Genomic DNA, 22,957 nt, shown 5'->3' with positions numbered 1-22,957 from the left:
CCCCTCACCCTAACCCTCTCCCCGGAGGGGCGAGGGGATTGCTCAGTGCTCGCATTAATTTGTGGGGAACCCTCAGCCCATAGGGAGAGGGAACCGATCGAGCACGTAGGCCCGGTAAGCGCAGCGCCACCGGGCAATTACAGCGCTACTGATTCTCTATCAACAACGCTTCCAGCAGATCCAGATCGTGCAGCAGCTTTTGCAGCGTCTCGTTGCTGATCTGCCGCGTCGCGCGCAGGTGATACAGCTCGGCACGCTCGGAGCGCAGCGCCGCCAGGCGGAAACGGCGCTCGAGGTTCTCTTCCTGCAACGAACTTTCCACGTCGTTACGTCCGTCAGCACGGCGACGCAAATTACCGATCACGCGTGAACTGACTTCCTTCAGCAGCTGGTTATCAATGTTCTCTTCGGCATCGGCGGCCAGACGCTCCTCCATCTTCTCGATGGCGACAATCGCCACTTCCGCCGTCGCCGCACGGGCAATCCGCTCTTCCTTATGCTGCTGCGAGGTGTCACCCGCATCAATATGCTGCAGCAGAATCGGCAGCATAATTACGCCGACAAACAGGGAGAAGAGGATCACGCCCGCCGCCAGGAACACCAGCTCGTAGCGCGCCGGGAAGACGTCGCCCGTCGGCAGAAGCAGAGGAATGGAGAGCACACCAGCAAGGGTAATCGCCCCGCGAACGCCCGCGAAAGAGGCAATCAGCAGCTCGCGCGTGGTCCAGGAGCCGAACTCCATCGGCTTTTTGGTCAGGAAGCGAACGCTGAACTTCTTCATCGTCCACAGCCAGCCGAAACGCACCAGCATTAGCGAAAGGTAGATGAGTACGATATCGGTAAACAGCATCCAGACTTCAACGTTTGGATCCGCTTCGGCCGCGATCAGCGAAGATTCCATAATGCCCGGCAGTTGCAGGCCCAACAGCAGGAACACCATGCCGTTAAAGACAAACTCGAGCATCGCCCAGGTACTGTTCGCGCGCAGACGCATCGCCAGCGGCGCCCGGCGCATCACGCCGGAACGGGTGATGGTCATCCCCGCGGCTACCGCCGCCAGAATGCCCGACACGCCGATATGTTCGGCAATCAGGTAAGAGGCGAACGGCAGCAGGAACAGCAGGACGATCTGCGTCGCCGGTTCATCGCCGCCCCAGCGGCTGAGGAAGCGCAGCGAACGACCGTACAGCCAGCTTACAACAAAGCCTGCGAGGATACCGCCAATCGCCACCTTGAAGAATTCGAGGGTTGCACCGCCGACGGTAAAGACCATGGTGCCCATGGCTACCGCCACGGCAAACTTCAGGGCGACCAGGCCGGAAGCGTCGTTCATCAGCGCCTCGCCCTGCAAAATGCCCATGATTTTCTTAGGAATGCGCCCTTCGCCCACAATGCCGGACAGCGCCACGGCGTCGGTCGGCGACAGCACGGCAGCCAGCGCAAAGGCGGGTATAAGCGGGATCCCCGGTACGGCCCAGTAGATCAGGAAACCAATCCCGACCACGGTAACGACCACCAGCGCCAGCGCCAGACCGAAGATCTCTCGCCCGTGCTCAAGAAATTCGCGCGTCGGCGTTTTCCAGCCATCGGCAAACAGCAGCGGCGGGATAAACAGCACGAGGAACAGTTCCGGATCGAACTCCACGTGCAGACCGAACGTCGGCCACGCCAGCAGCGCGCCGATAGCTATTTGCATTAAAGGCAGGGGGACCTGAAAGGGCAGTACGCGTGTAACCACCCCGGATAATGAGACCACAAGGGTCATGATGAGTATTGTGAAGAAAATTTCCATGCGTTCCCTGTTTGCTGTGTTTCTTTTTAAGCCAAACCTGAGGCATCGTGCCTCTTATTCTATCCTCTCCAGAGTAACGTAAAAGACAACGGGATGAGTCCTGAAAATAAAAACGGGCGGCCTGAGCCACCCGTTTTCGCATCAATGGATAACTTAAATTGCCCAGCCGCCCGCGTAGAACGCCACCAGCGCAACGGCGATGACAACGGTACCGATGTTCAGCTTGCGCCACTCACCGGAGACCAGACGCCCAATCACCAGCGAGGCGAAACCGATCATAATGCCGGTCACGATGTTACAGGTCAGCACGATAAAGACCGCGGTGATCAGGCCGGACATGGCATCAACAAAGTCAGCAAAGTCGATTTTCGCCACGTTGCTCAGCATCAGCAGGCCGACGTACATCAGCGCAGGTGCGGTCGCGTAAGCTGGCACCAGATAAGAGAGCGGAGAGAGGAACAGGATCAGCAGGAACAGTACGCCAACGGTAATAGCCGTCAGGCCGGTTTTGCCGCCTGCCGCCGTACCCGCTGCGGACTCAATGTACACTGCCGCTGGCGCTGCACCCACCAGGCCAGAGAAAACGCTGCTCAGGGAGTCGGTGGTCAGCGCTTTGCCGCCGTCAATGATCTGGCCGTCTTTGTCCAGCAGGTTAGCCTGCCCCGCCACCGCGCGGATGGTCCCGGTGGCATCAAACACCGCGGTCATTACCAGCGCCAGCACGCTTGGCAGGATCACCGGGTTCAGCGCGCCCACAATATCCAGGCTGCCAATCAGGGAGTTACCGTTGTCATCGCTCAGCGACGGCATGGCGAAAATCCCGGAGAAATGAACGGACGGGTCGAAAATCAGGCCGACGATGGACACGCCGATAATGGTCAGCAGAATGCCGCCCGGCACTTTCAATTTTTCCAGGCCAATGATCACCGCCAGCCCCACCAACGACATGATCACCGGGAAGCTCGCGAAGTTACCCAGCGCAACCGGCAGGCCGTCCAGCGGGTTCTTGATGACCAGACCCACGCCGTTGGCGGCGATCAGCAGCAGGAACAGGCCGATGCCGATACCGGTGCCGTGCGCCACGCCCTGCGGCAGGTTGCGCAAAATCCAGCTACGGATGCCGGTAGCAGAGATCACGGTGAACAGTACACCCATCAGGAACACCGCGCCGAGCGCTACCGGGACGCTGATATGCTGGCCCAGCACCAGGCTGAAGGCGGTAAACGCGGTCAGGGAGATGGCGCACCCGATCGCCAGCGGCAGGTTCGCCCACAGGCCCATCACAATCGAACCCACACCCGCAACCAGGCAGGTGGCAACGAAGACCGCCGCTGGCGGGAAACCGGCTTTGCCGAGCATGCCCGGCACCACGATGACGGAGTACACCATCGCCAGAAACGTCGTCAGACCGGCAACAACTTCCTGGCGCACGGTGCTGCCGCGAGCAGAAATTTTAAACATGGCGTCAAGTGAACCGCCGGTACGCGCAGATGGCGTAGACATAGAAAACATCCCCTGAAAATTTTTATTGAAAGTCCGTAAGCGTGGTGGAGACTCCACTGCCAGCGAAACGTCAAATCCTTGTGCTGCGTTTGCGACGAAAGGGGCGTCACAAAAAAAGCAAACGTTTAGCTCCGCGCTTACAAAACGGGTGGTCAAATGTAGGCAAACGATTATCTAGCCTAATACCCGCCCTTTTCAACTGAACTTTCTCGTTTTTCGCTAAAATTGCCTCATGACGATGAAGAATTAAGCAGAGGATGCGCAAACGTTATCGTCCATGCGCAATTTCGTTACATTTCATCCCCCGCCGGGTATCGTCAGCGGGCCGCCTTTCGCAAGCGTTGTCTGCCAGCCCGGACGTGCCTCCACTCTCTGTTTCCACGCCGCTATGTGGTCGAGATTGTCGATGCCGCCTCTCGCCAGCAGGGCGAAGAGGGGAAAACTCATCTGGATATCCGCCATGGTCAGCGTGTCGCCGGCAAACCAGCTGTTTTCGGCAAGATGATCGTTAATAAAGCGCGCATGCGTTTCCAGCTGGCGGTTGAGATACGCTTTTTGCACCCCCTGCCCCAGCGCCTTACCCAGCGTGCGCAGGCCAAACGGGACGGGGGGTTTGCCGAGGCTGTTAAATACCAGCTTCATTAACAGCAGCGGCATCAAAGATCCTTCGGCGTAATGCAGCCAGAAGCGATACTGCACTTTATGGGCGGGATCTAACGGTTTGAATCGTGACGCCGAATCGTACGTTTCCTGAAGATATTCCAGAATCGCGCCTGATTCAGCCAGAACCAGTCCGTTATCTTCCAGTACCGGGGATTTTCCCAGCGGATGCACTTTTTTGAGCGCGTCTGGTGCGAGCATGGTTTTTTCGCGCTGGTAGCGCACAATCTCATATGTCAGACCCAGCTCTTCCAGCGCCCAGAGGACGCGATGGGAACGAGACTGGTTAAGGTGGTGGACCGTTAGCATGATGTTCTCCGGTGATTCATACTTTTTAACTATAGAAAACTGAACAACTTCACGAAAAAAAATCGGCTAAAATCTCATCATCTCCGGTGGCAAAAACGGCGGCCGGGCATAGAATTAAAGTGTCAGTACAAACCGGAACCTCCTCCACAAGCTCGACACGAGGAGTACTGATGTCGGGGGAAACCCTCCCGTGAGCCAGCGGGATAGAGAGAAAGACAAAGACCGGAAAAAACTAAAGCGCCCTTAGTGGCGCTTTAGTTCTTTATGCTTGTTGCCGGGTGGCGGCTGCGCCTTACCCGGCACACACCTCTCAATCCTCCTCCAGCAACCGCGCCCCTGTTCCCTGCTCGCCCAGCCTGTCACCCGGGTTACGCAGCGGACAATCGCTACGTGATAAACACCCGCAACCAATGCAGCCATCCAGTTCATCGCGCAGGGCCACCAGCGTGTGAATACGACGATCCAGTTCTTCTCGCCACTGGGACGACAGCTGCTTCCACTCGTTCGCGCTCAGCGAGTGTCCTTCCGGCAATACGCCGAACGCGTCGCCGATGGTAGCCAGGGGGATGCCGATACGTTGCGCAATTTTGATAATCGCCACGTAGCGGAGCACATCGCGGGTATAGCGCCGCTGGTTTCCGGCGTTACGGATACTTTTTATTAACCCTTTGCTTTCATAGAAGTGGAGCGCCGACACCGCCACGCCGCTTCGTTTCGCCACTTCACCGGGGGTTAACAGCGCTTTGATGCGCGGTAATCTCTTTTCCATAAAACCTCTTTACCTCAAGTTAACTTGAGGAATTATACTCCCCCGCAGAGAAAACGACGAATCAACCAGGACAGATGTCTCCACAGAGGGGTAACCTTATGTCGCATCAGCAAATTATTCAGACGCTTATTGAATGGATTGATGAACATATCGACCAGCCGTTGAACATTGATGTGGTCGCTAAGAAGTCGGGCTATTCGAAATGGTATTTACAGAGAATGTTCCGCACCGTAATGCATCAAACGCTGGGTGACTACATTCGCCAGCGCAGGCTCCTGCTGGCGGCGCAGGCGTTACGCTCAACGCAGCGGCCCATTTTTGATATCGCAATGGATCTGGGCTATGTGTCGCAGCAGACCTTTTCCCGCGTCTTCCGCCGCGAGTTTGACCGTACGCCGAGCGACTACCGCCATCAGCTCAATTAATGCGTGTTAACGCAAGGGTTGCTGCTGCCAGGCCATAAATGCCTGGGGCGGCATCGCTTTCGCGAAGTGCCATCCCTGACAATACTGCACGCCACGCTTCAGCAGCCAGCTCACCTGCTCCCCCGTCTCGACTCCTTCCGCAATGGTTTTCAGCCGCAGGCTTTGCGCCATCTCAATGATGTGCTCGGCAATCAGGTGGCTGGTGCTGTTGGTGGTTAAGGTATCGATAAAAGATTTGTCGATTTTCAGGATATCGACGTTCAGCGAATAGAGGTTATGCAGGTTAGAGTAGCCGGTTCCGAAATCATCAATCGCCACTTCATACCCCGCCTGGCGAAACGCCTGAATGACCGGCGTGGTTTTCGGCACGTCAATAAACCCCCGCTCCGTCACCTCAATTTTGATTTGCTGCGCGCGAACCGAGTAAAAGCGGGCTTTGTCGGAGATCAGGGCGATAAGACGCGAAGAGTGAAAATCCGACGCCGAGAGGTTAATCGAGACATACAGATCGGGGTGAGCGGCAAGAAAATGGCCCAGATCGGTGAACACCTCCTCCACGACGTAATCCGTAATACGCTCAATCATCCCCTCTTTTTCGGCCAGGGGAATAAATTCCGCCGGGCTCATAACCTGACCGTTGAATCCTGGCCAGCGCAACAACGCCTCTGCTCCCACGCACTGGTTATTTTTTATATCAATAATGGGCTGATAATGGACGCACAGCTGGCGTTTATTCAGCGCCCGGTGCAGAAGTCGGCCAGGCGAATTGAATTCACGGTGTGTTCGCGACCACACCAGCAAAATAATAATGCTGCAAATCATCCCCAGCGGTAGCGTCAGAGTAGCCTGATGATAAAGCGTTTTATAAAAACGGGCATTGGAGGTTGAAACGATGGCCGCAATGGGCCTCTGCTCTGATTTTACGATCGTATAAAAACGGTCATCTTTCTGAAAAGTCGTTTCCTGATGTCGGAGCATCGAATGCAATAAAGAAATATTGGCTTTCTGACTCACAGAAAAGAATGCATTGCTGACGGTGTCATACACTCCCCACGACAGGGAACGATCGTCTGACATCACCTCACTGTACGAAAGCGGGTTGACCACTGCGACATAATTTCCGCGCTGCATATATATCATTTTATAACCATTAAAAAATGGCGTATCGCGAAAATAATAGATAGCAACGTCGGGTTTACGTGTGTAATTGGCAGCGGGGATGATGTAAGGATGATCCGGCGTAAAAAGGGTCGAGCAGAGAAAGTCCTGGCCTTCAGCATAAATTAAATCGGCAACAAAAAGGCGACCGCGGGAAACGTTCAACATATATTGACGATGCTCCGGCGTACACACTTTACCCTGATATTTTTCTGCGTCTTCCCGGGCCATATCAACCTGTTGAATAACCCGTTCAGTTTTGTTTAAAGCAAGTTCAGCAAACGTGCGCAGCTGAGCGCTGATTTCCGACACGGCTCTAAGCTGGGCAAACCATAGCGCAAGCATCACCGGCAGCATAACTACCATGATAATCCCGACCGCTTTGAGCATTTTGCGCCGCGCGCTACGATTCATTTCCCGCTCTGTATCCCTGCATGTTGTACGCCTGTAGCAATGAAGACCGGCTGCTTTGATAAACAGGTGATTACGTTGCATGAATCATGGGAAGTTAGCAACTGACTTTTGGTATTAAAAATCCTAAAATTCGTGATGCCGATAATATTTTCCCGTAAGCCAAACTAAAAGTATTCATTTCGTTTCTGATAAGGATAATAATTACCCGCGACATGTGTGGAAAATTTGTTGGCTGAAATAGCCTGCTCTTTGTTCTTATGCTGATTTATAAATAATCAGACGCCAGAACCGTTTTTCCTCTTCCCGTACGCTTGGCGTCATATAATGCCTGATCGGCACGCATCAGTATGGCAGAAGTATCCCGTTGCCCGTGACAGACTTCAACCACCCCGGCGCTGAAAGAGAGTACCAGCGTTTTATCGCCCACACGCAGCGGTTTTGAGATCAGCGCGGCACGCAGCCGGGAAGAGAGCAACGTAGCGGCCATACCATCCGTACGCGCCAGCAGAAGAACAAACTCTTCGCCCCCTACCCGTCCCAGTGCCGACCCGGCCGGGCTCACTTCGCGAATACGGTCGCAAAAGTGAATCAATGCCGCATCGCCAACCTGATGTCCCCACCGATCGTTGATCTGCTTGAAATAATCGAGGTCGAACATCAGGAGACAGAAGTGGCTACTGACATCCTGCGGCGAACTGGCTGCCAGCGCCATTTTGAGCCGCTGTAAAATTGTCGAGCGATTCAGACAGCCCGTCAGATCGTCCGTGGTGGCTTTGACGGTCAGCTGCTGTTCTGCTTTTTTACGTTCGGTGATATCGAGGCCAATATTGAGAATGGAGTTATCCGGTAAAAGGATGTTTGACCAGAGGATGGTTAACGGCGTCCCGTCTTTACGCACCGGGTGCCATTCGTACATATCCTTAAGTGGTGCGAAACGAACCGACTCCTGCACGCGCTGTCGCTCCTCGGGATCCGGGTAAAACAGGGCCAGCGGATCGGGGTGCTCACCGATTTCAGTCATACTCCAGCCAAAGACTTTTTCGCATTCGGCGTTCCACAATACACACCGGTTATGTCTGTCAAAGGCGTTCATCAATACCGGAGCACGTTCAAATAAAGTTTTATATTGCGTGACGACGCGCTGCATCTCTTGCGCTGTTTTTTCCCGCACGATGATGTCATCAAAATAATCTTTTAGCTTCTCGACCAATACCACCACGATATTTTTCAATATCGGCAACGAGGTCAGTTTTTCATTAAAAGCCAAAAAGAAATAACCACTGCACTGTCTGCCATGCGCTGAGAGTTTACACAGCACGCCGCTTTGCAGCCGCGCATAGCCCGGGTGCTGAGGGGAAAATACCGCCCGGCCAATATGCTCTTTCCAGTAGATAACGCGCCAGGCGCGGTGATGCCGCTGCAACAGGGTGCTGGCAAGAAAATCCGCCACGTTGAAGGCGTGACACGTCACGTCGCCGGCACAAACCACGCGCGGCCCGTCTGCGGATTCGACACTGACCCACGAGAGATTTGCCCCCAGTGCGCTGTTGATGATTTCCAGCATTTCAACCGGCGAACACTGCGCGTTGAGTTGTGGCATCAGCTTCGCCAGGGCGTGCAGAGCCTGCATGCTGTCGTTAATAATCTCGCGTCTTTTTTCTTTCATTATCTTTTCGCAGGTCATTAATCGAGAGAGCAACCGCAATAACTCATATCTGAATAAAAGAATAAGACCACGAAATCAAAGAGTATGCTGAGTGTTAAAAAAGAATAAAAATCCAAATAATTCAATGTGATGAATTATTTTTGCGGGTACATTTATTGTTCCACACAAGCATAATCCATAGACATACTGCTGTAAACGCTATACAGCCGAGGGTGTTTTGCAAAGGTTTTGCTATCTGAATGAATTAAAAATAAAAATTCCGGCTAAGCGCCGATCTGAGCGAGTACGATATATTTTCCCCGGTTATAAACCCACTTTTACCTCATACGATACTGGCGAATAAAACAGCAAATGTGATATAGTTCACACATCTTATGTAACGAGAAACATTGTTTCATTCCAGTTCGTCTGTTTTGTCGAGGATGGGTTTTATGGCAACCATTACCACCAGTATGGTGCTCCTGCGCTGGCCGTTGTTGAGCGCGGTTTTGATGTTCCTGGCCAGCACGTTAAACATTCAGTTCCGAAAGTCCGACTACGCAGGTCTTGCTGTGATTAGCACCCTGTTAGGGTTGGGTGCCGCATGCTGGTTCGCGACAGGTTTGCTCGGCATTACGCTGGTGGATATGGCCGCCGTCTGGGAAAACATTAAAGTGGTGATGGTTGAAGCCATGAGCCACACTCCGCCAGACTGGCCGATGGTGATTACCTGATAGCCTGTTATAAAAAAACCCAGACATTGTCTGGGTTTTTTGTGTTTCACGCGTCTGGATATCAGAACGGGATATCGTCGTCGAAGTCCATTGGCGGTTCGTTAGACGGTGCCGGAGCAGACTGCTGCTGAGGACGAGACTGCGCGCCGCCGCTGAACTGATTGCCGCCCTGAGGCTGTTGAGGCTGACCCCAACCGCCCTGCTGCTGGCCGCCACCTGCCGGTGCGCCACTGCCCTGACGACCACCCAGCATCTGCATGGTGCCGCCTACGTTGACCACCACTTCCGTGGTGTATTTTTCCTGACCGGATTGATCGGTCCATTTGCGGGTACGCAGCTGGCCTTCGATATAGACCTGAGAACCCTTACGCAGATACTCACCGGCCACTTCAGCCAGTTTGCCAAACAGCACAACGCGGTGCCATTCGGTCTGCTCTTTCATTTCACCGGTCGCTTTATCACGCCAGGATTCGGAAGTAGCCAGCGTAATGTTGGCAACTGCGCCACCACTCGGCATGTAGCGTACTTCCGGGTCCTGGCCCAGATTACCGACGAGAATCACCTTGTTTACGCCTCTGCTGGCCATGTTCGTGTCTCCTGAATACGTTTCTTAATAGTGTAAACGCGCGAGTGTACCATTTCCATGCGACACTTTGATAGTTGCGTAGCATGTTCCAGAGTTCTCTCGCGGACTCGACATTGTTACACAGTGAATCAGAAAATGCATTCCAATACTGTATATTCAAACAGGTCATTTTGTGTCATAATTAGCCGTTTCTGACAGCCGTTTGTCCTTCAAACAAATCAGGCAATCCGTGTTCCAACCGGGAAAGGTGAATGGATAAGATCGAAGTTCGGGGCGCCCGCACCCACAATCTCAAGAATATCAACCTCATAATCCCTCGCGACAAACTCATCGTCGTGACCGGGCTTTCGGGGTCTGGCAAATCCTCACTGGCTTTCGACACTTTGTATGCCGAAGGACAGCGTCGTTACGTTGAATCGCTCTCGGCGTACGCGCGTCAGTTCCTGTCGCTGATGGAAAAACCGGATGTCGACCACATTGAAGGGTTGTCTCCTGCTATCTCCATTGAGCAGAAATCCACATCGCATAACCCGCGTTCTACGGTCGGTACCATTACCGAAATCCATGACTACCTGCGTCTGCTGTATGCGCGCGTGGGCGAGCCGCGTTGTCCGGATCATGACGTTCCGCTGGCGGCCCAGACCGTCAGCCAGATGGTGGATAACGTGCTGTCTCAGCCGGAAGGCAAACGCCTGATGCTGCTGGCGCCAATCATTAAAGAGCGTAAGGGTGAACACACCAAAACGCTGGAAAACCTGGCAAGCCAGGGCTATATCCGCGCCCGTATCGATGGCGAAGTGTGTGACCTGTCCGATCCGCCAAAGCTGGAGCTGCAAAAGAAACACACCATCGAAGTGGTGATTGACCGCTTTAAGGTACGTGAAGATCTGGCGACGCGTCTGGCGGAATCCTTTGAAACGGCGCTGGAACTGTCGGGCGGCACGGCGGTGGTGTCAGACATGGACGATGCGAAAGCGGAAGAGCTGCTCTTCTCCGCCAACTTCGCCTGCCCGATTTGCGGCTACAGCATGCGCGAGCTGGAACCGCGCCTGTTCTCGTTCAACAACCCGGCGGGCGCGTGCCCGACCTGTGACGGCCTCGGCGTTCAGCAATATTTCGACCCGGACCGCGTGATCCAGAACCCGGAGCTGTCGCTGGCGGGTGGCGCCATTCGCGGCTGGGATAAGCGTAATTTTTACTACTTCCAGATGCTGAAATCGCTGGCAGAGCACTATAAGTTCGACGTTGAAGCCCCGTGGGCCAGCCTGAGCGCGAACGTACATAAAGTGATCCTGTTCGGTTCCGGCAAAGAGAACATCGAGTTCAAGTACATGAACGATCGCGGTGACACTTCCGTGCGTCGCCACCCGTTCGAAGGGGTGCTGCACAACATGGAGCGCCGCTACAAAGAGACCGAATCCAGCGCGGTGCGTGAGGAGCTGGCGAAGTTCATCAGCAACCGCTCCTGCGCCACCTGCGAGGGTACACGTCTGCGTCGCGAAGCGCGTCACGTGTTTGTTGAAAACACGGCGCTGCCGACCATCTCAGACATGAGCATCGGTCACGCAATGGACTTCTTCAACAACCTGAAGCTCTCCGGCCAGCGCGCAAAAATCGCTGAAAAAGTGCTGAAAGAGATCGGCGATCGCCTCAAGTTCCTCGTGAACGTCGGCCTGAACTACCTGACGCTTTCCCGATCGGCTGAAACGCTCTCCGGCGGTGAAGCCCAGCGTATCCGCCTGGCGAGCCAGATTGGCGCGGGCTTAGTCGGCGTGATGTACGTGCTGGATGAGCCGTCTATCGGCCTGCACCAGCGCGACAACGAACGCCTGCTCGGCACGCTGGTTCACCTGCGTAACCTTGGCAACACGGTGATTGTGGTTGAGCACGACGAAGACGCCATTCGCGCCGCAGACCACGTGATCGACATCGGCCCGGGCGCTGGCGTGCACGGCGGACAGGTGGTGGCAGAAGGGACGCTGAAAGACATTATGGCGGTGCCCGAGTCGCTGACCGGCCAGTACATGAGCGGCAAGCGCAAAATTGAAGTGCCAAAACAGCGCGTGGCGGCGAACCCGGAAAAAGTGCTGAAGCTAACCGGGGCGCGCGGCAACAACCTGAAAGACGTGACCCTGACGCTGCCTGTCGGGCTGTTTACCTGCATCACCGGCGTGTCCGGTTCCGGTAAATCGACGCTGATCAACGATACGCTGTTCCCGATTGCGCAGACGGCGCTGAACGGCGCGACGCTGGCCGAGCCTGCACCGTACCGCGACATTCAGGGGCTGGAGCATTTCGACAAGGTTATCGATATCGATCAGAGCCCGATTGGCCGCACCCCGCGCTCCAACCCGGCGACCTATACTGGCGTCTTTACGCCCGTCCGTGAACTCTTCGCGGGTGTACCGGAAGCGCGTTCGCGCGGCTACACGCCAGGACGTTTCAGCTTTAACGTGCGCGGCGGCCGCTGTGAAGCGTGCCAGGGCGACGGCGTAATCAAGGTTGAGATGCACTTCCTGCCGGATATCTACGTGCCGTGCGACCAGTGTAAAGGCAAGCGCTATAACCGCGAAACGCTGGAGATTAAGTACAAAGGCAAGACCATCCACGAAGTGCTGGATATGACCATCGAAGAGGCGCGCGAGTTCTTTGACGCCGTCCCTGCGCTGGCGCGTAAGCTGCAAACCCTGATGGATGTGGGTCTGACCTATATTCGTCTGGGGCAGTCAGCGACAACGCTGTCCGGCGGTGAAGCGCAGCGCGTGAAGCTGGCGCGTGAGCTGTCCAAACGCGGTACCGGTCAGACGCTGTACATTCTGGACGAGCCGACCACCGGCCTGCATTTTGCGGATATCCAGCAGCTGCTGGACGTGCTGCACCAGTTGCGCGATCAGGGCAACACCATCGTGGTGATTGAGCACAACCTGGACGTGATTAAAACCGCGGACTGGATTGTCGATCTCGGCCCGGAAGGCGGCAGCGGCGGCGGTGAAATCCTCGTCTCCGGTACGCCAGAGACCGTTGCAGAGTGCGAAGCCTCGCACACCGCGCGCTTCCTTAAACCGTTGCTGTAATCGTTACACGGAGAGCTGCTGTCGGATCGTTTCCGGCAGCAGTTCTACCGCCTGTTGATACGACGCATCTACCAGGTAGTAAATTTGCGAATCTGGCAGCGAGCCGTCGAGAAACACCGTACTCCAGTGTGCTTTATTCAGATGCTTGCTTGGCCTGACATCATCGTGCTGCTGGCGCAGTAAGTCGGCCAGTTCAGGACTGGTTTTCAGCGATGCCGCAGGACGTCCCTCAACCTCTTTTACCATCGCGAACAACACATCACCCACTTTGATCTGCGTGGCTTTCCAGTCGCTGTGAACGCTCTGTTCTGCGCCCGGCTTGCTCATGCAGTACTGAAGTATCTCCGAAATTGTCATCTTTATTCCCCTTGTAGCGTTGCGATAATTTTACGCGAACCACCGTGAATGCGATGTTCTCCCAGCCAGATCCCCTGCCACGTTCCCAGCAGCAGCCGTCCGTTGTGGACCGGCAGCATCAACGAGACCCCCAGCAAAGAGGATTTGATGTGCGAAGGCATATCATCCGCCCCCTCGTAATCATGGTCATACGGGGCGTTATCCGGGACGGTTTTCAGAAAATGCCGCTCCATGTCAGACCGGACGGTGGGATCGCAATTTTCATTGAGCGTGAGAGAAGCAGACGTGTGCTGAAGCAGCAGATGCAGCAAACCCGTTTTGACGCGCGGCAGGTCGCGGATTTGCCCGATGACTTCGTCCGTCACCAGGTGAAATCCGCGTGGTTTTGCGCTTAAGGTCAGGGTCTGTTGATACCACATGTGCTGCTCCGTGTTGAAAGATGAATCTTTCTAAGTGTGCAGCAAGAAAGCGAAAGGTAAAACCCGCGCGGCGAGATTTGCTTAAAAAAGCATTCACCCCGCCGTTAATGCATCAGTATTCGGAGTTAACGATCACCTCTTCGCCAAATTTACCGGCCATTGGCAGCGGCCGGTAGGTAGAGTTCGAGGCGCGTAACACCCGGATGCCTCTGGCTCCCACGTCGTGCGCCGCGGTGATGTCGTTATCTGAATCACCGTAGAACACCTTGATATTTTTCTTTTCCAGCCACTGGGTTTTGGTGTTTTGCCCTTCCTGGTCCCCGGCAAAAATGACCGGATTCATGCTGGCAGCCGGGATCAGAAAATCATCCTGTAGCGTTTTCGAGACGGTTTCGGTTTTGGTCTGGCTACGTCCGGTCACGAAGTAAATGCTGTCGCCGCGCTTTACGTGCATGGCGATCAGCGCGCGGGCAACCTCTTTCGGGATACTGAACTCATCCCAGCCGTTGTTCATCTTTTCCCAGAATTCCGGGTTTTTCAGATAGGCTTCGCTTTCAGGGGAGTACGTTTTTTTGCCGCGCCAGAAACCGGGGCTGGAGAAGAGAACGGTATCGTCAATATCGAAGCCCACGGCCATCGGCGGGCGACCCGTCAGGCTGTTTTCGATTTGTGCCACTGAAACCCAGTGAATGGGGGCCTGTTCGGCAAGAATGGCGGCGGTGGTGCCGGTGTAAAGCGGCGTGGGTGCAGAAGCCCGCGCAACAACGGTACTATTAAGCGAGAACAATAAGCAGGCGGCGCTGAGCGCCAGTGTGATCTTGCGCATGTTTCCCCTGAATATTCAGTTTGTTATCTTTTTATTTTGAGCGGATGGTCAAAAACTATCCGACCATAACCCCAGCGGGAGGGGAAGAAAAGGAGTTTTTACTTATGAAGCTGAATAAAAAGAAGACGATCACAAAGCGCAGAAGAAACGTGTAGACCCGGTAAGCGAAGCACCGCCGGGCAATGACTGGCACCGGCGCGAACAAAAAAGCCGGGTGGCGGCTGCGCCTTACCCGGCCTACATATAGCATGCAAGTAAGTGAATACTTACATTACGGATGCAAACGCCTGCGCCACGCGCTGGACGTTGCCAGCATTCAGCCCCGCCACACACATACGGCCGCTGGCGATCAGGTAGACACCGAACTCTTCGCGCAGGCGATCGACCTGCGCTGCACTCAGTCCGGTATAGCTGAACATCCCGCGCTGCTTGAGAAGATAATCAAAGTTATGTCCAGGCACGGCCTCTTTCAGAACGTTAACCAGCTCCTGACGCATCGACAGGATGCGCTTACGCATGCCTTCCACTTCCGCAAGCCAGGTGGCTTTCAGCTGATCATCGCCCAGTACGGTCGCGACCACCTGCGCACCAAAGTTCGGCGGGCTGGAGTAAATACGGCGGACCGTCGCTTTCAGCTGACCGAGTACGCGTCCCGCGGCTTCGGCATCTTCACACACCACGGACAGACCGCCGACGCGCTCGCCGTAGAGGGAGAAGATTTTTGAGAAAGAGTTGCTGACCAGCGCAGGCAGACCCGCGCTGGCAATCGCGCGAATGGCGTAGGCGTCCTCCTCCATGCCCGCCCCAAAGCCCTGATAGGCGATGTCGAGGAACGGGATCAGGTTACGCGCCTTCAGTACCCCGATCACCGCATCCCACTGGGCATTGGTGAGGTCCGCACCGGTCGGGTTATGGCAGCACGGATGCAGCAATACGATACTGCGCTCCGGCAGAGTGTTCAGTTTTTCCAGCAGCGCATCAACGCGTACGCCGTTGGTTTCGCTGTCGAACCATGGATAGGTCGCAACCTTAAAGCCCGCGCCTTCAAAGATGGCCACGTGGTTTTCCCACGTCGGGTCGCTGACCCACACGCCGGAATCCGGGAAGTACTTTTTCAGGAAATCTGCGCCTACCTTCAGCGCACCCGAGCCACCCAGCGTCTGGATAGTCGCCACGCGCTTTTGCGCGAGCACCGCGTGATCCGCACCAAACAGCAGCGGCGCAATGGTATTACGGTAGGTATTTAACCCTTCCATCGGCAGATAAAGCGAAGCCCCGTGCGGGGTTGCGTTAAGACGCGCTTCGGCTTCGGCAACGGCTTTCAGTTGAGGAATGATGCCGTCCTCGTTGTAATAAAGACCGATGCTGAGGTTCACTTTGTCGCTGCGAGGATCTTCTTTGAAACGCTCCATCAAGGAGAGGATAGGGTCGCCGGCGTAGGCGTCTACTTTCTGAAACACGCGATGTTCTCCGGATTGTTATGAGGCAGGATTTTCAACAATAAACCGGAAGCAGGAGAAGGTCGAGAAGGTTATGAAAACCGTTTCTGGATATGCCCACGAATTTGTTCGATACGCTCAGACGTCGACCCTGTGACGCGTAAATACGGGATATTTCGGCGCGCCAGTTCAGCGATATACCACGACTGCTGCCTGCGGCGAAACGCCGCGCCTTGCCTGGTACCGTCCTGTACAAAGGGAAATTCATCGCCGCACAGTACAACCAGCGAGTAGTCCCGCCCGGCTAAGTCGTACAGCGCCTGAGGCGCCGAGCCATACTGGTCGAGGGTATAAAACAGCGTGGTTAAGGGCGACGTATCACAAATCAGATAAGGCGCCGTGCTGGCTGCGTCCTCACGCCGCACCTGCTCGCGCGCAATATGCAGGAGATCGTCGCATTCCAGTACTCCGTTCTTTTCTTCCCAGTATTCGCGCCCGAACTCAGCGACATAGGGCGCGTTAAGCGCTGCTGCCAACGCCCGGGAAAGCGTGCTTTTGCCCGTCGACTCGCCGCCCAATAAGCAAATTCGAAAGACAAAACTCCGGTAAACCTCCGCCGAGAGCATCTCGCGGTAGCGATGAACATCAGAGCGAATAAGCGTGCCTGAGGGCGCATCAGGGCCCTCCGGGCGCTGAAGCCGCACGTGCGTGACCGGTTTGCCAAAACGCTGGCTTAATACGCGGGCAAAGCCATCGCCGTAATCCTCCGCAGTGAATACGGCGTCCGGTCGGCAGTGAAAGAAGCGTTCGCATAGGGTAGCCACGTAGTGTCGGTGGCGATCGGCATCTGCGTCGTTGGGCGGCGGCGGTTCAATATCATGGCCCGCCGCGATCTCTGGCGAAAACACCAGGTGACGACACCGCGGGAAACGCGTCTGTAGCCACTGAAGGCGCTTTTCGGGTTCGCACCCCGGCATTTCCGGTAGCGAATAGCTGATGATAAACACCGTCTCGCACCGGGCAAGCGCAGCGTTGATAAGCAATTCATGTCCTGCGTGTAAGGGCGCGAACTTGCCGACAATCAGACCCTCTGCGTAAGGTTTCATCGCGCGCGGATCTCCTTACGCCATTGATATAAACCGTGCCAGGCGTTAAACCAGAACACCAGATACAGAACCGCGGTCAAATGCAGGCCCCTCATCGCATACAGCGGCACGGCAAGGGTATTGACGGCAAGCCAGACGTACCAGTTCTCCAGGCGTCGGCCCATTAGCATGAACTGCGCCAGGATGCTGAAGGTTAAAATAATGGAGTCCAGCCAGGGTGCCCAGGCGTTGGTATACCGATGCAATAAAAGCCCGTACAGCGCCGCTACTGCCACGGCACAGGCCAGCAGAAGGAGAAAATGTCTGGGGTGGGTTCGCCGCACCGGCAATACCTCTCCGCGGTTTCCTTTCAGCCAGTGCACCCAACCCGTTATGCTCGTGATAATGAAAAAGAGCTGTAGGGTAACATCGGCATAGAGCTGCACTGAATAGAAGACCCAGGCGTATAGCCCGCTGCCGAGAATACCGATCCACCACGTGTTGATATTGTTTCTGGCCGCCAGCCAGACAGAGAGCGCATAGGCCAGACAAGCAGCCATTTCAGATGGTGACATATCCCTTCCCGGATACTGTGATTAGTCGACGTATTTCATCGCTACCCTTGAGGTAAGGCGCGTGATAAGTTCGTAAGCACTCACTTTTGTTATTTCAGCAATACGCTCTACCGGCAGGCCTTCGCCCCACATCACCGCATCGTCCCCCGCTTTATCCTGCGCGTCGGGTCCCAGATCGACACAAATCATGTCCATCGCCACACGGCCGACAATCTTCACTTCGCGACCATTGACCAGTACCGGCGTACCCGTTGGCGCGGCGCGCGGATAGCCGTCGCCGTAGCCCATCGCTACCACGCCAAGCCGCGTGTCGCGCTCACTCGTCCAGGTGCCGCCGTAACCTACCGGCTCGCCTGCTTTGTGCTCACGCACGGCAATCAGCTTTGAAACCAGCGACATCACCGGCTTAAAGCCGAAGTCCGGTCCCCAGGGTTTGTTCTCAAGCGGGGAAACGCCATACAGGATAATCCCCGGACGCGCCCAGTCGAAGTGCGACTGCGGCCACAGCAGAAGGCCGCCGGACGCCGCAATGGAGCGCATCCCCGGTTTGCCTTCGCAGAAGGTGGTGAAGATATCAAGCTGCTGTTCCGTTGCGCCGCATTCAGGCTCATCGGCGCGGGCAAAGTGGCTGACGATATTCACCGGCTGACGCACGTTCTGGCACTGGCACAGCCGCTGATAAAACGCTTCGGCATTCTCCGGGCGCACGCCCAGGCGGTGCATGCCCGTGTCGAGCTTCATCCACACGGTGACCGGCTCGCTCAGTTCGGCCGTTTCCAGCGCGGCCAGCTGTTCTTCGTTATGCACCGCCGTGTGCAGGTGCTGATCGGCAATGGTCGGCAGGTCCGAGGCTTCAAAAAAGCCTTCGAGGAGCAGAATCGGTTGCGTAATTCCACCTGCGCGCAGGCGGAGAGCTTCTTCGAGACGGGCGACGCCAAAAGCGTCGGCATCGGGGAGCGTTCGCGCGGTCTCAAGAAGACCGTGTCCGTAAGCGTTCGCTTTCACGACTGCAACGAGCTTACTGGCGGGCGCCAGTTCTCGCAGACGTTGCAGGTTGTGTCGCAGAGCGCGGCGGTTAATCACAACAGTTGCCGCTTGCATTTGAATTCCTTAGAAATTACTCATCATCATATTGAGGACCGGCATAGTTGTCGAAACGCGACCACTGGCCGTTAAAGGTCAGACGTACCGTACCGATGGGGCCGTTACGTTGCTTACCAATAATAATTTCGGCGATCCCTTTCAGATCGCTGTTCTCGTGATAAACCTCATCACGGTAGATGAACATGATTAAGTCGGCATCCTGCTCGATGGAGCCGGATTCACGCAGGTCGGAGTTGACCGGGCGCTTGTCTGCACGTTGTTCCAGAGAACGGTTTAGCTGCGACAGCGCCACCACCGGCACGTGCAGCTCTTTGGCTAACGCTTTGAGCGAGCGTGAAATTTCGGCAATCTCCAGCGTACGGTTGTCGGAAAGCGACGGAACGCGCATCAGCTGAAGGTAGTCGATCATAATGAGACCGATACCACCGTGTTCACGGGCGATACGGCGCGCGCGGGAGCGCACTTCCGTCGGCGTCAGGCCGGAGGAGTCATCAATATAGATGTTCCGTTTTTCCAGCAAAATCCCCATGGTGCCGGAGATCCGCGCCCAGTCCTCATCGTCGAGCTGACCGGTACGGATGCGGGTCTGATCCACGCGCGACAGGGATGCCAGAGAACGCATCATGATCTGTTCTGAGGGCATCTCAAGACTGAAGATAAGAACCGGTTTATCCTGCAACATCGCCGCGTTTTCGACGAGGTTCATCGCAAATGTCGTTTTACCCATCGACGGACGCGCCGCGACGATAATCAAATCCGATGGCTGAAGACCTGCCGTTTTCTTGTTGAGATCGTCATAACCGGTGTTCACCCCCGTCACGCCATCGTGCGGCTGCTGGAAAAGCTGCTCAATACGCGCAACGGTGGCGTCGAGCACATCGGCGATGTTTTTCGGGCCTTCGTCTTTGTTCGCACGGCTTTCGGCGATTTTAAAGACGCGGGACTCGGCAAGATCAAGTAGATCTTCGCTGGTGCGCCCCTGGGGATCGAAACCGGCCTCGGCGATATCATTCGCCACCGAGATCATCTCGCGGACAACGGCACGTTCACGGACGATATCAGCGTAAGCGCTGATGTTCGCGGCACTTGGCGTGTTTTTTGACAGTTCTGCCAGATAGGCAAACCCGCCGACACTGTCGAGCTGTCCCAGACGCTCCAGCGATTCTGCGAGTGTAATCAGGTCGATCGGGCTGCCCGACTCCTGCAAACGCGCCATTTCAGTAAAGATGTGGCGGTGCGGGCGGGTATAGAAGTCTTCCGCAACAACGCGCTCGGCGACGTCGTCCCAACGTTCGTTATCCAGCATTAAACCGCCCAACACCGACTGTTCCGCTTCAATCGAGTGCGGCGGGACTTTTAACCCGGCGACCTGATAATCACGTTCACGGGGTTCAGTCTGTTTGTTGAAGGGTTTGTTTCCTGCCATAGTGAATGGAGTTACCGAGATAAAGAGTGGGTCGAAAGATTACCATAATTTTCTAACGGAGGGAGCATGGCAACACGCATTGAGTTCCAGAAACATGGCGGGCCAGACGTACTGCAAGCCGTGGAGTTTACCCCCACGGCACCTGGCGAGAACGAAATCCAGGTTGAAAACAAAGCAATCGGCATTAACTACATCGATACCTATATTCGCGGCGGTCTCTATCCGCCTCCGTCGATGCCGAGCGGACTGGGCACCGAGGCGGCCGGTATCGTCAGCAAAGTGGGCAGCGCGGTTAAGCACATTAAGGAAGGCGATCGCGTGGTGTACGCGCAGTCGGCGCTGGGCGCTTACAGCTCCATCCATAACGTTCCGGCCGAGAAAGCGGCGCTTCTGCCAAATGCGATCGGCTTCGAGCAGGCTGCCGCCTCATTCCTGAAAGGGCTGACGGTCTATTATCTGCTGCGCAAAACCTACGAAATTAAGCCTGACGAGCAATTCCTGTTTCACGCAGCCGCAGGTGGCGTAGGGCTGATTGCCTGCCAGTGGGCGAAAGCCCTGGGGGCGAAGCTGATCGGCACCACAGGCAGCGCGCAAAAAGCACAGCGCGCGCTGGACGCGGGCGCATGGCAGGTGATCAACTACCGGGAAGAGAGCATCGTTGAGCGGCTGAAAGAGATCACTGGCGGCAAAAAGGTACGCGTGGTGTATGACTCGGTGGGGAAAGACACCTGGGAATCTTCGCTGGACTGCCTGCAACGTCGCGGGCTGATGGTGAGCTTCGGTAACGCCTCCGGGGCTGTCACCGGCGTGAACCTGGGCATTCTGAATCAGAAAGGGTCACTGTATGTCACCCGCCCTTCCCTGCAAGGTTACATCACTAATCGGGAAGAATTTGAGGAAGCCAGCAACGAGCTGTTCTCGCTGATCGCCAGCGGGGTGATCAAAGTGGATGTGGCAGAAGCGCAGAAATATCCGCTGACCGATGCGCAACGTGCGCATGAGGTGCTGGAGAGCCGGGCAACCCAGGGCTCAAGTCTGTTAATTCCCTGAGCCATAAAAAGAAATTGGGCTTCCCATGGGAAGCCCTTTCTTTTTTTTAGTTCGGCTGTATGTAGGGTACAGCTCGATGAATTCTTTAGCGGCAGCCATAGTGACAGATTCGATAAGTAAATCCTATTCTGTTCTAAAGATTGCTGCCGGAAAAGTTGCAGGTATGTGACGTACCCCTCAATACCTTAGTAACGGAAGCGGTTATTACGCTGATAAGTCGGCAGTTTTGGTGATTTAATCGCCCGTATGGCCCATACCACCGCAATCGCCAGAAGTAACCACGGCAAGAGTTTAATCGTCAGGGCAAATAATCCGCCGACAAACATCACCACCGTGGCCACAACGAGCGCGGCCAGAATACCGAGCAGCGACACGCCCGTGACCATCAGCATGATAAAGAAGCCAATCACAAAAAGTAGTTCCAGCATGGTGCTCTCCCACGAGTTCCCGAATGATGCTGCGATCATTACAAGAATCATGCCAAAAATAAGTTGTTGTTCTGAAAGCAAAACGCCCCGCAATGTGTTGCAGGGCGTGGCGTATTTGACCATCTTTTAGCGAAATTTAACGTTTATCCGCAACCAGACGCAGCGCGTGTTCCAGTACCTCAATATCCGCACCGGCTTTATGCGCGTTCTCGCTGAGATAACGACGCCACTGGCGCGCACCAGGAATGCCCTGGAACAGGCCAAGCATATGGCGGGTAATGTGGCCCAGATACGTACCATGACTCAGCTCGCGCTCAATGTACGGATACATGGCGCGCACTACGGCCACGGGATCGGTGTCAGCACCCTCAACGCCAAAGATTTCCCGGTCAACCGTCGCCAGAATGCCCGGATTCTGATACGCCTCGCGTCCGACCATCACGCCATCCATATGTTCGAGGTGCGCTTTGGCCTCGTCCAGCGACTTAATACCGCCATTGATCGACATGGTCAGGTGTGGGAAGTCGCGTTTCAGCTGGTACACGCGCGGGTAGTCCAGCGGCGGGATCTCGCGGTTTTCTTTCGGGCTGAGGCCTGAGAGCCAGGCTTTACGGGCGTGGATGATAAACATCTCGCATTCACCCTTCCCTGATACCGTGTTGATGAAATCACACAGAAACTCATAGCTGTCCTGGTCGTCTATGCCGATACGGGTTTTGACCGTGACCGGGATAGAGACGACGTCGCGCATCGCTTTGATGCAGTCCGCCACCAGGTGCGCATTTCCCATCAGACACGCGCCGAACATGCCGTTTTGCACACGGTCGGACGGACAACCGACGTTGAGGTTAATCTCGTCATAGCCGCGTTCTTCGGCCAGCTTCGCGCACTGCGCCAGCGCAGCCGGATCGCTGCCACCGAGTTGCAGCGCAACCGGATGCTCCTCTTCGCTGTACGCCAGATAGTCGCCTTTGCCGTGAATAATTGCGCCGGTAGTGACCATTTCGGTGTATAGCAGCGTATGGCGGGAGAGCTGACGCAGGAAATAGCGGCAATGTCTGTCCGTCCAGTCGAGCATTGGCGCAATGGAAAAACGATGTGCAGGGAAAGCGGTCTGAAATTCTGACGACATGGCGAACTTTTAAGCATCTGGCGGAAAAGGGGCGCTACTATAGCACA

21 protein-coding genes are annotated in these 22,957 nt (G+C 55.5%); 4 read left to right on the top strand and 17 right to left on the bottom strand.

The annotated features are described in order from the left end of the window. Positions 1 to 145: 145 nt before the first annotated feature. The 4 genes from INF86_RS01660 to soxR form a co-directional block, all read right to left on the bottom strand. Positions 146 to 1,792, bottom strand: a complete 1,647-nt coding sequence (locus INF86_RS01660) for a Na+/H+ antiporter (RefSeq protein ID WP_022646758.1) — start codon at positions 1,790 to 1,792, stop codon at positions 146 to 148. A 153-nt stretch (positions 1,793 to 1,945) separates the two neighbouring features. After that, positions 1,946 to 3,295 carry a guanine/hypoxanthine transporter GhxP gene (gene ghxP, locus INF86_RS01655; protein ID WP_022646757.1) on the bottom strand — a complete coding sequence of 450 codons (1,350 nt, stop codon included), beginning with the start codon at positions 3,293 to 3,295 and terminating at the stop codon, positions 1,946 to 1,948. 297 nt (positions 3,296 to 3,592) lie between these two features. Next, positions 3,593 to 4,264, bottom strand: coding sequence for a glutathione S-transferase family protein (locus INF86_RS01650; protein WP_022646756.1), 672 nt, complete (start codon positions 4,262 to 4,264; stop codon positions 3,593 to 3,595). Between the two features lie 310 nt (positions 4,265 to 4,574). Continuing rightward, on the bottom strand, positions 4,575 to 5,033 hold the full coding sequence (soxR, locus tag INF86_RS01645; RefSeq protein WP_193543157.1) for a redox-sensitive transcriptional activator SoxR: 459 nt from the start codon (positions 5,031 to 5,033) through the stop codon (positions 4,575 to 4,577). Positions 5,034 to 5,131: 98 nt separating this feature from the next. On the opposite strand from soxR, the gene soxS reads away from it, so the two are divergent. Then, on the top strand, positions 5,132 to 5,458 hold the full coding sequence (soxS, locus tag INF86_RS01640; RefSeq protein ID WP_003860277.1) for a superoxide response transcriptional regulator SoxS: 327 nt from the start codon (positions 5,132 to 5,134) through the stop codon (positions 5,456 to 5,458). 6 nt (positions 5,459 to 5,464) lie between these two features. On the opposite strand, the gene INF86_RS01635 is transcribed toward soxS, so the two are convergent. Continuing rightward, entirely contained in the window at positions 5,465 to 7,030 is a 1,566-nt protein-coding gene (locus INF86_RS01635) for an EAL domain-containing protein (protein WP_023299098.1), read from the bottom strand. 265 nt (positions 7,031 to 7,295) lie between these two features. Continuing rightward, positions 7,296 to 8,696 carry a sensor domain-containing diguanylate cyclase gene (locus INF86_RS01630; protein WP_032677167.1) on the bottom strand — a complete coding sequence of 467 codons (1,401 nt, stop codon included), beginning with the start codon at positions 8,694 to 8,696 and terminating at the stop codon, positions 7,296 to 7,298. A 431-nt stretch (positions 8,697 to 9,127) separates the two neighbouring features. On the opposite strand from INF86_RS01630, the gene INF86_RS01625 reads away from it, so the two are divergent. Continuing rightward, positions 9,128 to 9,409, top strand: a complete 282-nt coding sequence (locus INF86_RS01625) for a YjcB family protein (protein WP_022646751.1) — start codon at positions 9,128 to 9,130, stop codon at positions 9,407 to 9,409. Positions 9,410 to 9,470: 61 nt separating this feature from the next. Here INF86_RS01625 and ssb1 read toward each other — a convergent pair whose 3' ends face one another. After that, entirely contained in the window at positions 9,471 to 9,995 is a 525-nt protein-coding gene (gene ssb1, locus INF86_RS01620) for a single-stranded DNA-binding protein SSB1 (RefSeq protein WP_045620928.1), read from the bottom strand. Positions 9,996 to 10,246: 251 nt separating this feature from the next. On the opposite strand from ssb1, the gene uvrA reads away from it, so the two are divergent. After that, on the top strand, positions 10,247 to 13,069 hold the full coding sequence (gene uvrA, locus INF86_RS01615; protein WP_003860287.1) for an excinuclease ABC subunit UvrA: 2,823 nt from the start codon (positions 10,247 to 10,249) through the stop codon (positions 13,067 to 13,069). 3 nt (positions 13,070 to 13,072) lie between these two features. Here uvrA and INF86_RS01610 read toward each other — a convergent pair whose 3' ends face one another. The 8 genes from INF86_RS01610 to dnaB all read right to left on the bottom strand — a co-directional run bounded on the left by INF86_RS01610 (position 13,073) and on the right by dnaB (position 20,300). Next, positions 13,073 to 13,426 carry an MmcQ/YjbR family DNA-binding protein gene (locus tag INF86_RS01610; protein WP_006810472.1) on the bottom strand — a complete coding sequence of 118 codons (354 nt, stop codon included), beginning with the start codon at positions 13,424 to 13,426 and terminating at the stop codon, positions 13,073 to 13,075. Between the two features lie 2 nt (positions 13,427 to 13,428). Further along, the gene (locus tag INF86_RS01605) at positions 13,429 to 13,845 is read right to left on the bottom strand and encodes a secondary thiamine-phosphate synthase enzyme YjbQ (RefSeq protein WP_023299095.1); all 417 of its coding nucleotides are present in this window, start codon (positions 13,843 to 13,845) and stop codon (positions 13,429 to 13,431) included. 112 nt (positions 13,846 to 13,957) lie between these two features. Then, positions 13,958 to 14,671, bottom strand: a complete 714-nt coding sequence (gene aphA / locus INF86_RS01600) for an acid phosphatase AphA (RefSeq protein ID WP_048966216.1) — start codon at positions 14,669 to 14,671, stop codon at positions 13,958 to 13,960. A gap of 266 nt (positions 14,672 to 14,937) precedes the next feature. Then, positions 14,938 to 16,131 (bottom strand): aromatic amino acid transaminase, encoded by a 1,194-nt coding sequence (tyrB, locus tag INF86_RS01595; protein WP_126314479.1) that lies wholly within the window; start codon positions 16,129 to 16,131, stop codon positions 14,938 to 14,940. Positions 16,132 to 16,202: 71 nt separating this feature from the next. After that, positions 16,203 to 17,216, bottom strand: a complete 1,014-nt coding sequence (locus tag INF86_RS01590; RefSeq protein ID WP_155025113.1) for an AAA family ATPase — start codon at positions 17,214 to 17,216, stop codon at positions 16,203 to 16,205. Next, positions 17,213 to 17,770 carry a nicotinamide riboside transporter PnuC gene (gene pnuC / locus INF86_RS01585; RefSeq protein WP_032627030.1) on the bottom strand — a complete coding sequence of 186 codons (558 nt, stop codon included), beginning with the start codon at positions 17,768 to 17,770 and terminating at the stop codon, positions 17,213 to 17,215. The genes INF86_RS01590 and pnuC overlap by 4 nt, the downstream gene beginning before the upstream one ends. Before the next feature lie 21 nt (positions 17,771 to 17,791). Continuing rightward, positions 17,792 to 18,871: an alanine racemase gene (gene alr / locus INF86_RS01580; RefSeq protein ID WP_023305261.1), complete on the bottom strand. Its 1,080-nt coding sequence runs from the start codon at positions 18,869 to 18,871 to the stop codon at positions 17,792 to 17,794. A gap of 16 nt (positions 18,872 to 18,887) precedes the next feature. Beyond that, positions 18,888 to 20,300 carry a replicative DNA helicase gene (gene dnaB / locus INF86_RS01575; RefSeq protein ID WP_193543156.1) on the bottom strand — a complete coding sequence of 471 codons (1,413 nt, stop codon included), beginning with the start codon at positions 20,298 to 20,300 and terminating at the stop codon, positions 18,888 to 18,890. A gap of 66 nt (positions 20,301 to 20,366) precedes the next feature. Here dnaB and INF86_RS01570 point away from each other — a divergent pair, with 66 nt between their 5' ends. Further along, complete coding sequence (locus INF86_RS01570; protein ID WP_193543155.1) at positions 20,367 to 21,350, top strand: quinone oxidoreductase; 984 nt, start codon at positions 20,367 to 20,369, stop codon at positions 21,348 to 21,350. Between the two features lie 185 nt (positions 21,351 to 21,535). Here INF86_RS01570 and pspG read toward each other — a convergent pair whose 3' ends face one another. Both pspG and dusA read right to left on the bottom strand, forming a co-directional pair. Continuing rightward, positions 21,536 to 21,778: an envelope stress response protein PspG gene (pspG, locus tag INF86_RS01565; RefSeq protein ID WP_017382623.1), complete on the bottom strand. Its 243-nt coding sequence runs from the start codon at positions 21,776 to 21,778 to the stop codon at positions 21,536 to 21,538. 136 nt (positions 21,779 to 21,914) lie between these two features. Beyond that, positions 21,915 to 22,910, bottom strand: coding sequence for a tRNA dihydrouridine(20/20a) synthase DusA (gene dusA, locus INF86_RS01560; protein WP_003860304.1), 996 nt, complete (start codon positions 22,908 to 22,910; stop codon positions 21,915 to 21,917). Positions 22,911 to 22,957: the final 47 nt, after the last annotated feature.

The sequence above is a fragment of the Enterobacter cloacae complex sp. I1M genome (assembly GCF_014982425.1).
Taxonomy (GTDB): Bacteria; Pseudomonadota; Gammaproteobacteria; order Enterobacterales; family Enterobacteriaceae; genus Enterobacter; species Enterobacter intestinihominis.
Note: the sequence above shows the minus strand (reverse complement) of the source record. Positions and strands in the feature narration are given on the sequence as shown.

What these genes read in the sequence shown, in the direction of transcription:
- INF86_RS01605 (WP_023299095.1), bottom strand. Translation starts at nt 13,845, where the DNA reads ATGTGGTATCAACAGACCCTGACCTTAAGCGCAAAACCACGCGGATTT.
- dnaB (WP_193543156.1), bottom strand. Translation starts at nt 20,300, where the DNA reads ATGGCAGGAAACAAACCCTTCAACAAACAGACTGAACCCCGTGAACGT.
- ssb1 (WP_045620928.1), bottom strand. Translation starts at nt 9,995, where the DNA reads ATGGCCAGCAGAGGCGTAAACAAGGTGATTCTCGTCGGTAATCTGGGC.
- pnuC (WP_032627030.1), bottom strand. Translation starts at nt 17,770, where the DNA reads ATGTCACCATCTGAAATGGCTGCTTGTCTGGCCTATGCGCTCTCTGTC.
- INF86_RS01650 (WP_022646756.1), bottom strand. Translation starts at nt 4,264, where the DNA reads ATGCTAACGGTCCACCACCTTAACCAGTCTCGTTCCCATCGCGTCCTC.
- INF86_RS01610 (WP_006810472.1), bottom strand. Translation starts at nt 13,426, where the DNA reads ATGACAATTTCGGAGATACTTCAGTACTGCATGAGCAAGCCGGGCGCA.
- pspG (WP_017382623.1), bottom strand. Translation starts at nt 21,778, where the DNA reads ATGCTGGAACTACTTTTTGTGATTGGCTTCTTTATCATGCTGATGGTC.
- soxS (WP_003860277.1), top strand. Translation starts at nt 5,132, where the DNA reads ATGTCGCATCAGCAAATTATTCAGACGCTTATTGAATGGATTGATGAA.
- dusA (WP_003860304.1), bottom strand. Translation starts at nt 22,910, where the DNA reads ATGTCGTCAGAATTTCAGACCGCTTTCCCTGCACATCGTTTTTCCATT.
- INF86_RS01590 (WP_155025113.1), bottom strand. Translation starts at nt 17,216, where the DNA reads ATGAAACCTTACGCAGAGGGTCTGATTGTCGGCAAGTTCGCGCCCTTA.
- INF86_RS01660 (WP_022646758.1), bottom strand. Translation starts at nt 1,792, where the DNA reads ATGGAAATTTTCTTCACAATACTCATCATGACCCTTGTGGTCTCATTA.
- INF86_RS01630 (WP_032677167.1), bottom strand. Translation starts at nt 8,696, where the DNA reads ATGAAAGAAAAAAGACGCGAGATTATTAACGACAGCATGCAGGCTCTG.
- INF86_RS01625 (WP_022646751.1), top strand. Translation starts at nt 9,128, where the DNA reads ATGGCAACCATTACCACCAGTATGGTGCTCCTGCGCTGGCCGTTGTTG.
- uvrA (WP_003860287.1), top strand. Translation starts at nt 10,247, where the DNA reads ATGGATAAGATCGAAGTTCGGGGCGCCCGCACCCACAATCTCAAGAAT.
- ghxP (WP_022646757.1), bottom strand. Translation starts at nt 3,295, where the DNA reads ATGTCTACGCCATCTGCGCGTACCGGCGGTTCACTTGACGCCATGTTT.
- INF86_RS01570 (WP_193543155.1), top strand. Translation starts at nt 20,367, where the DNA reads ATGGCAACACGCATTGAGTTCCAGAAACATGGCGGGCCAGACGTACTG.
- alr (WP_023305261.1), bottom strand. Translation starts at nt 18,871, where the DNA reads ATGCAAGCGGCAACTGTTGTGATTAACCGCCGCGCTCTGCGACACAAC.
- aphA (WP_048966216.1), bottom strand. Translation starts at nt 14,671, where the DNA reads ATGCGCAAGATCACACTGGCGCTCAGCGCCGCCTGCTTATTGTTCTCG.
- soxR (WP_193543157.1), bottom strand. Translation starts at nt 5,033, where the DNA reads ATGGAAAAGAGATTACCGCGCATCAAAGCGCTGTTAACCCCCGGTGAA.
- INF86_RS01635 (WP_023299098.1), bottom strand. Translation starts at nt 7,030, where the DNA reads ATGAATCGTAGCGCGCGGCGCAAAATGCTCAAAGCGGTCGGGATTATC.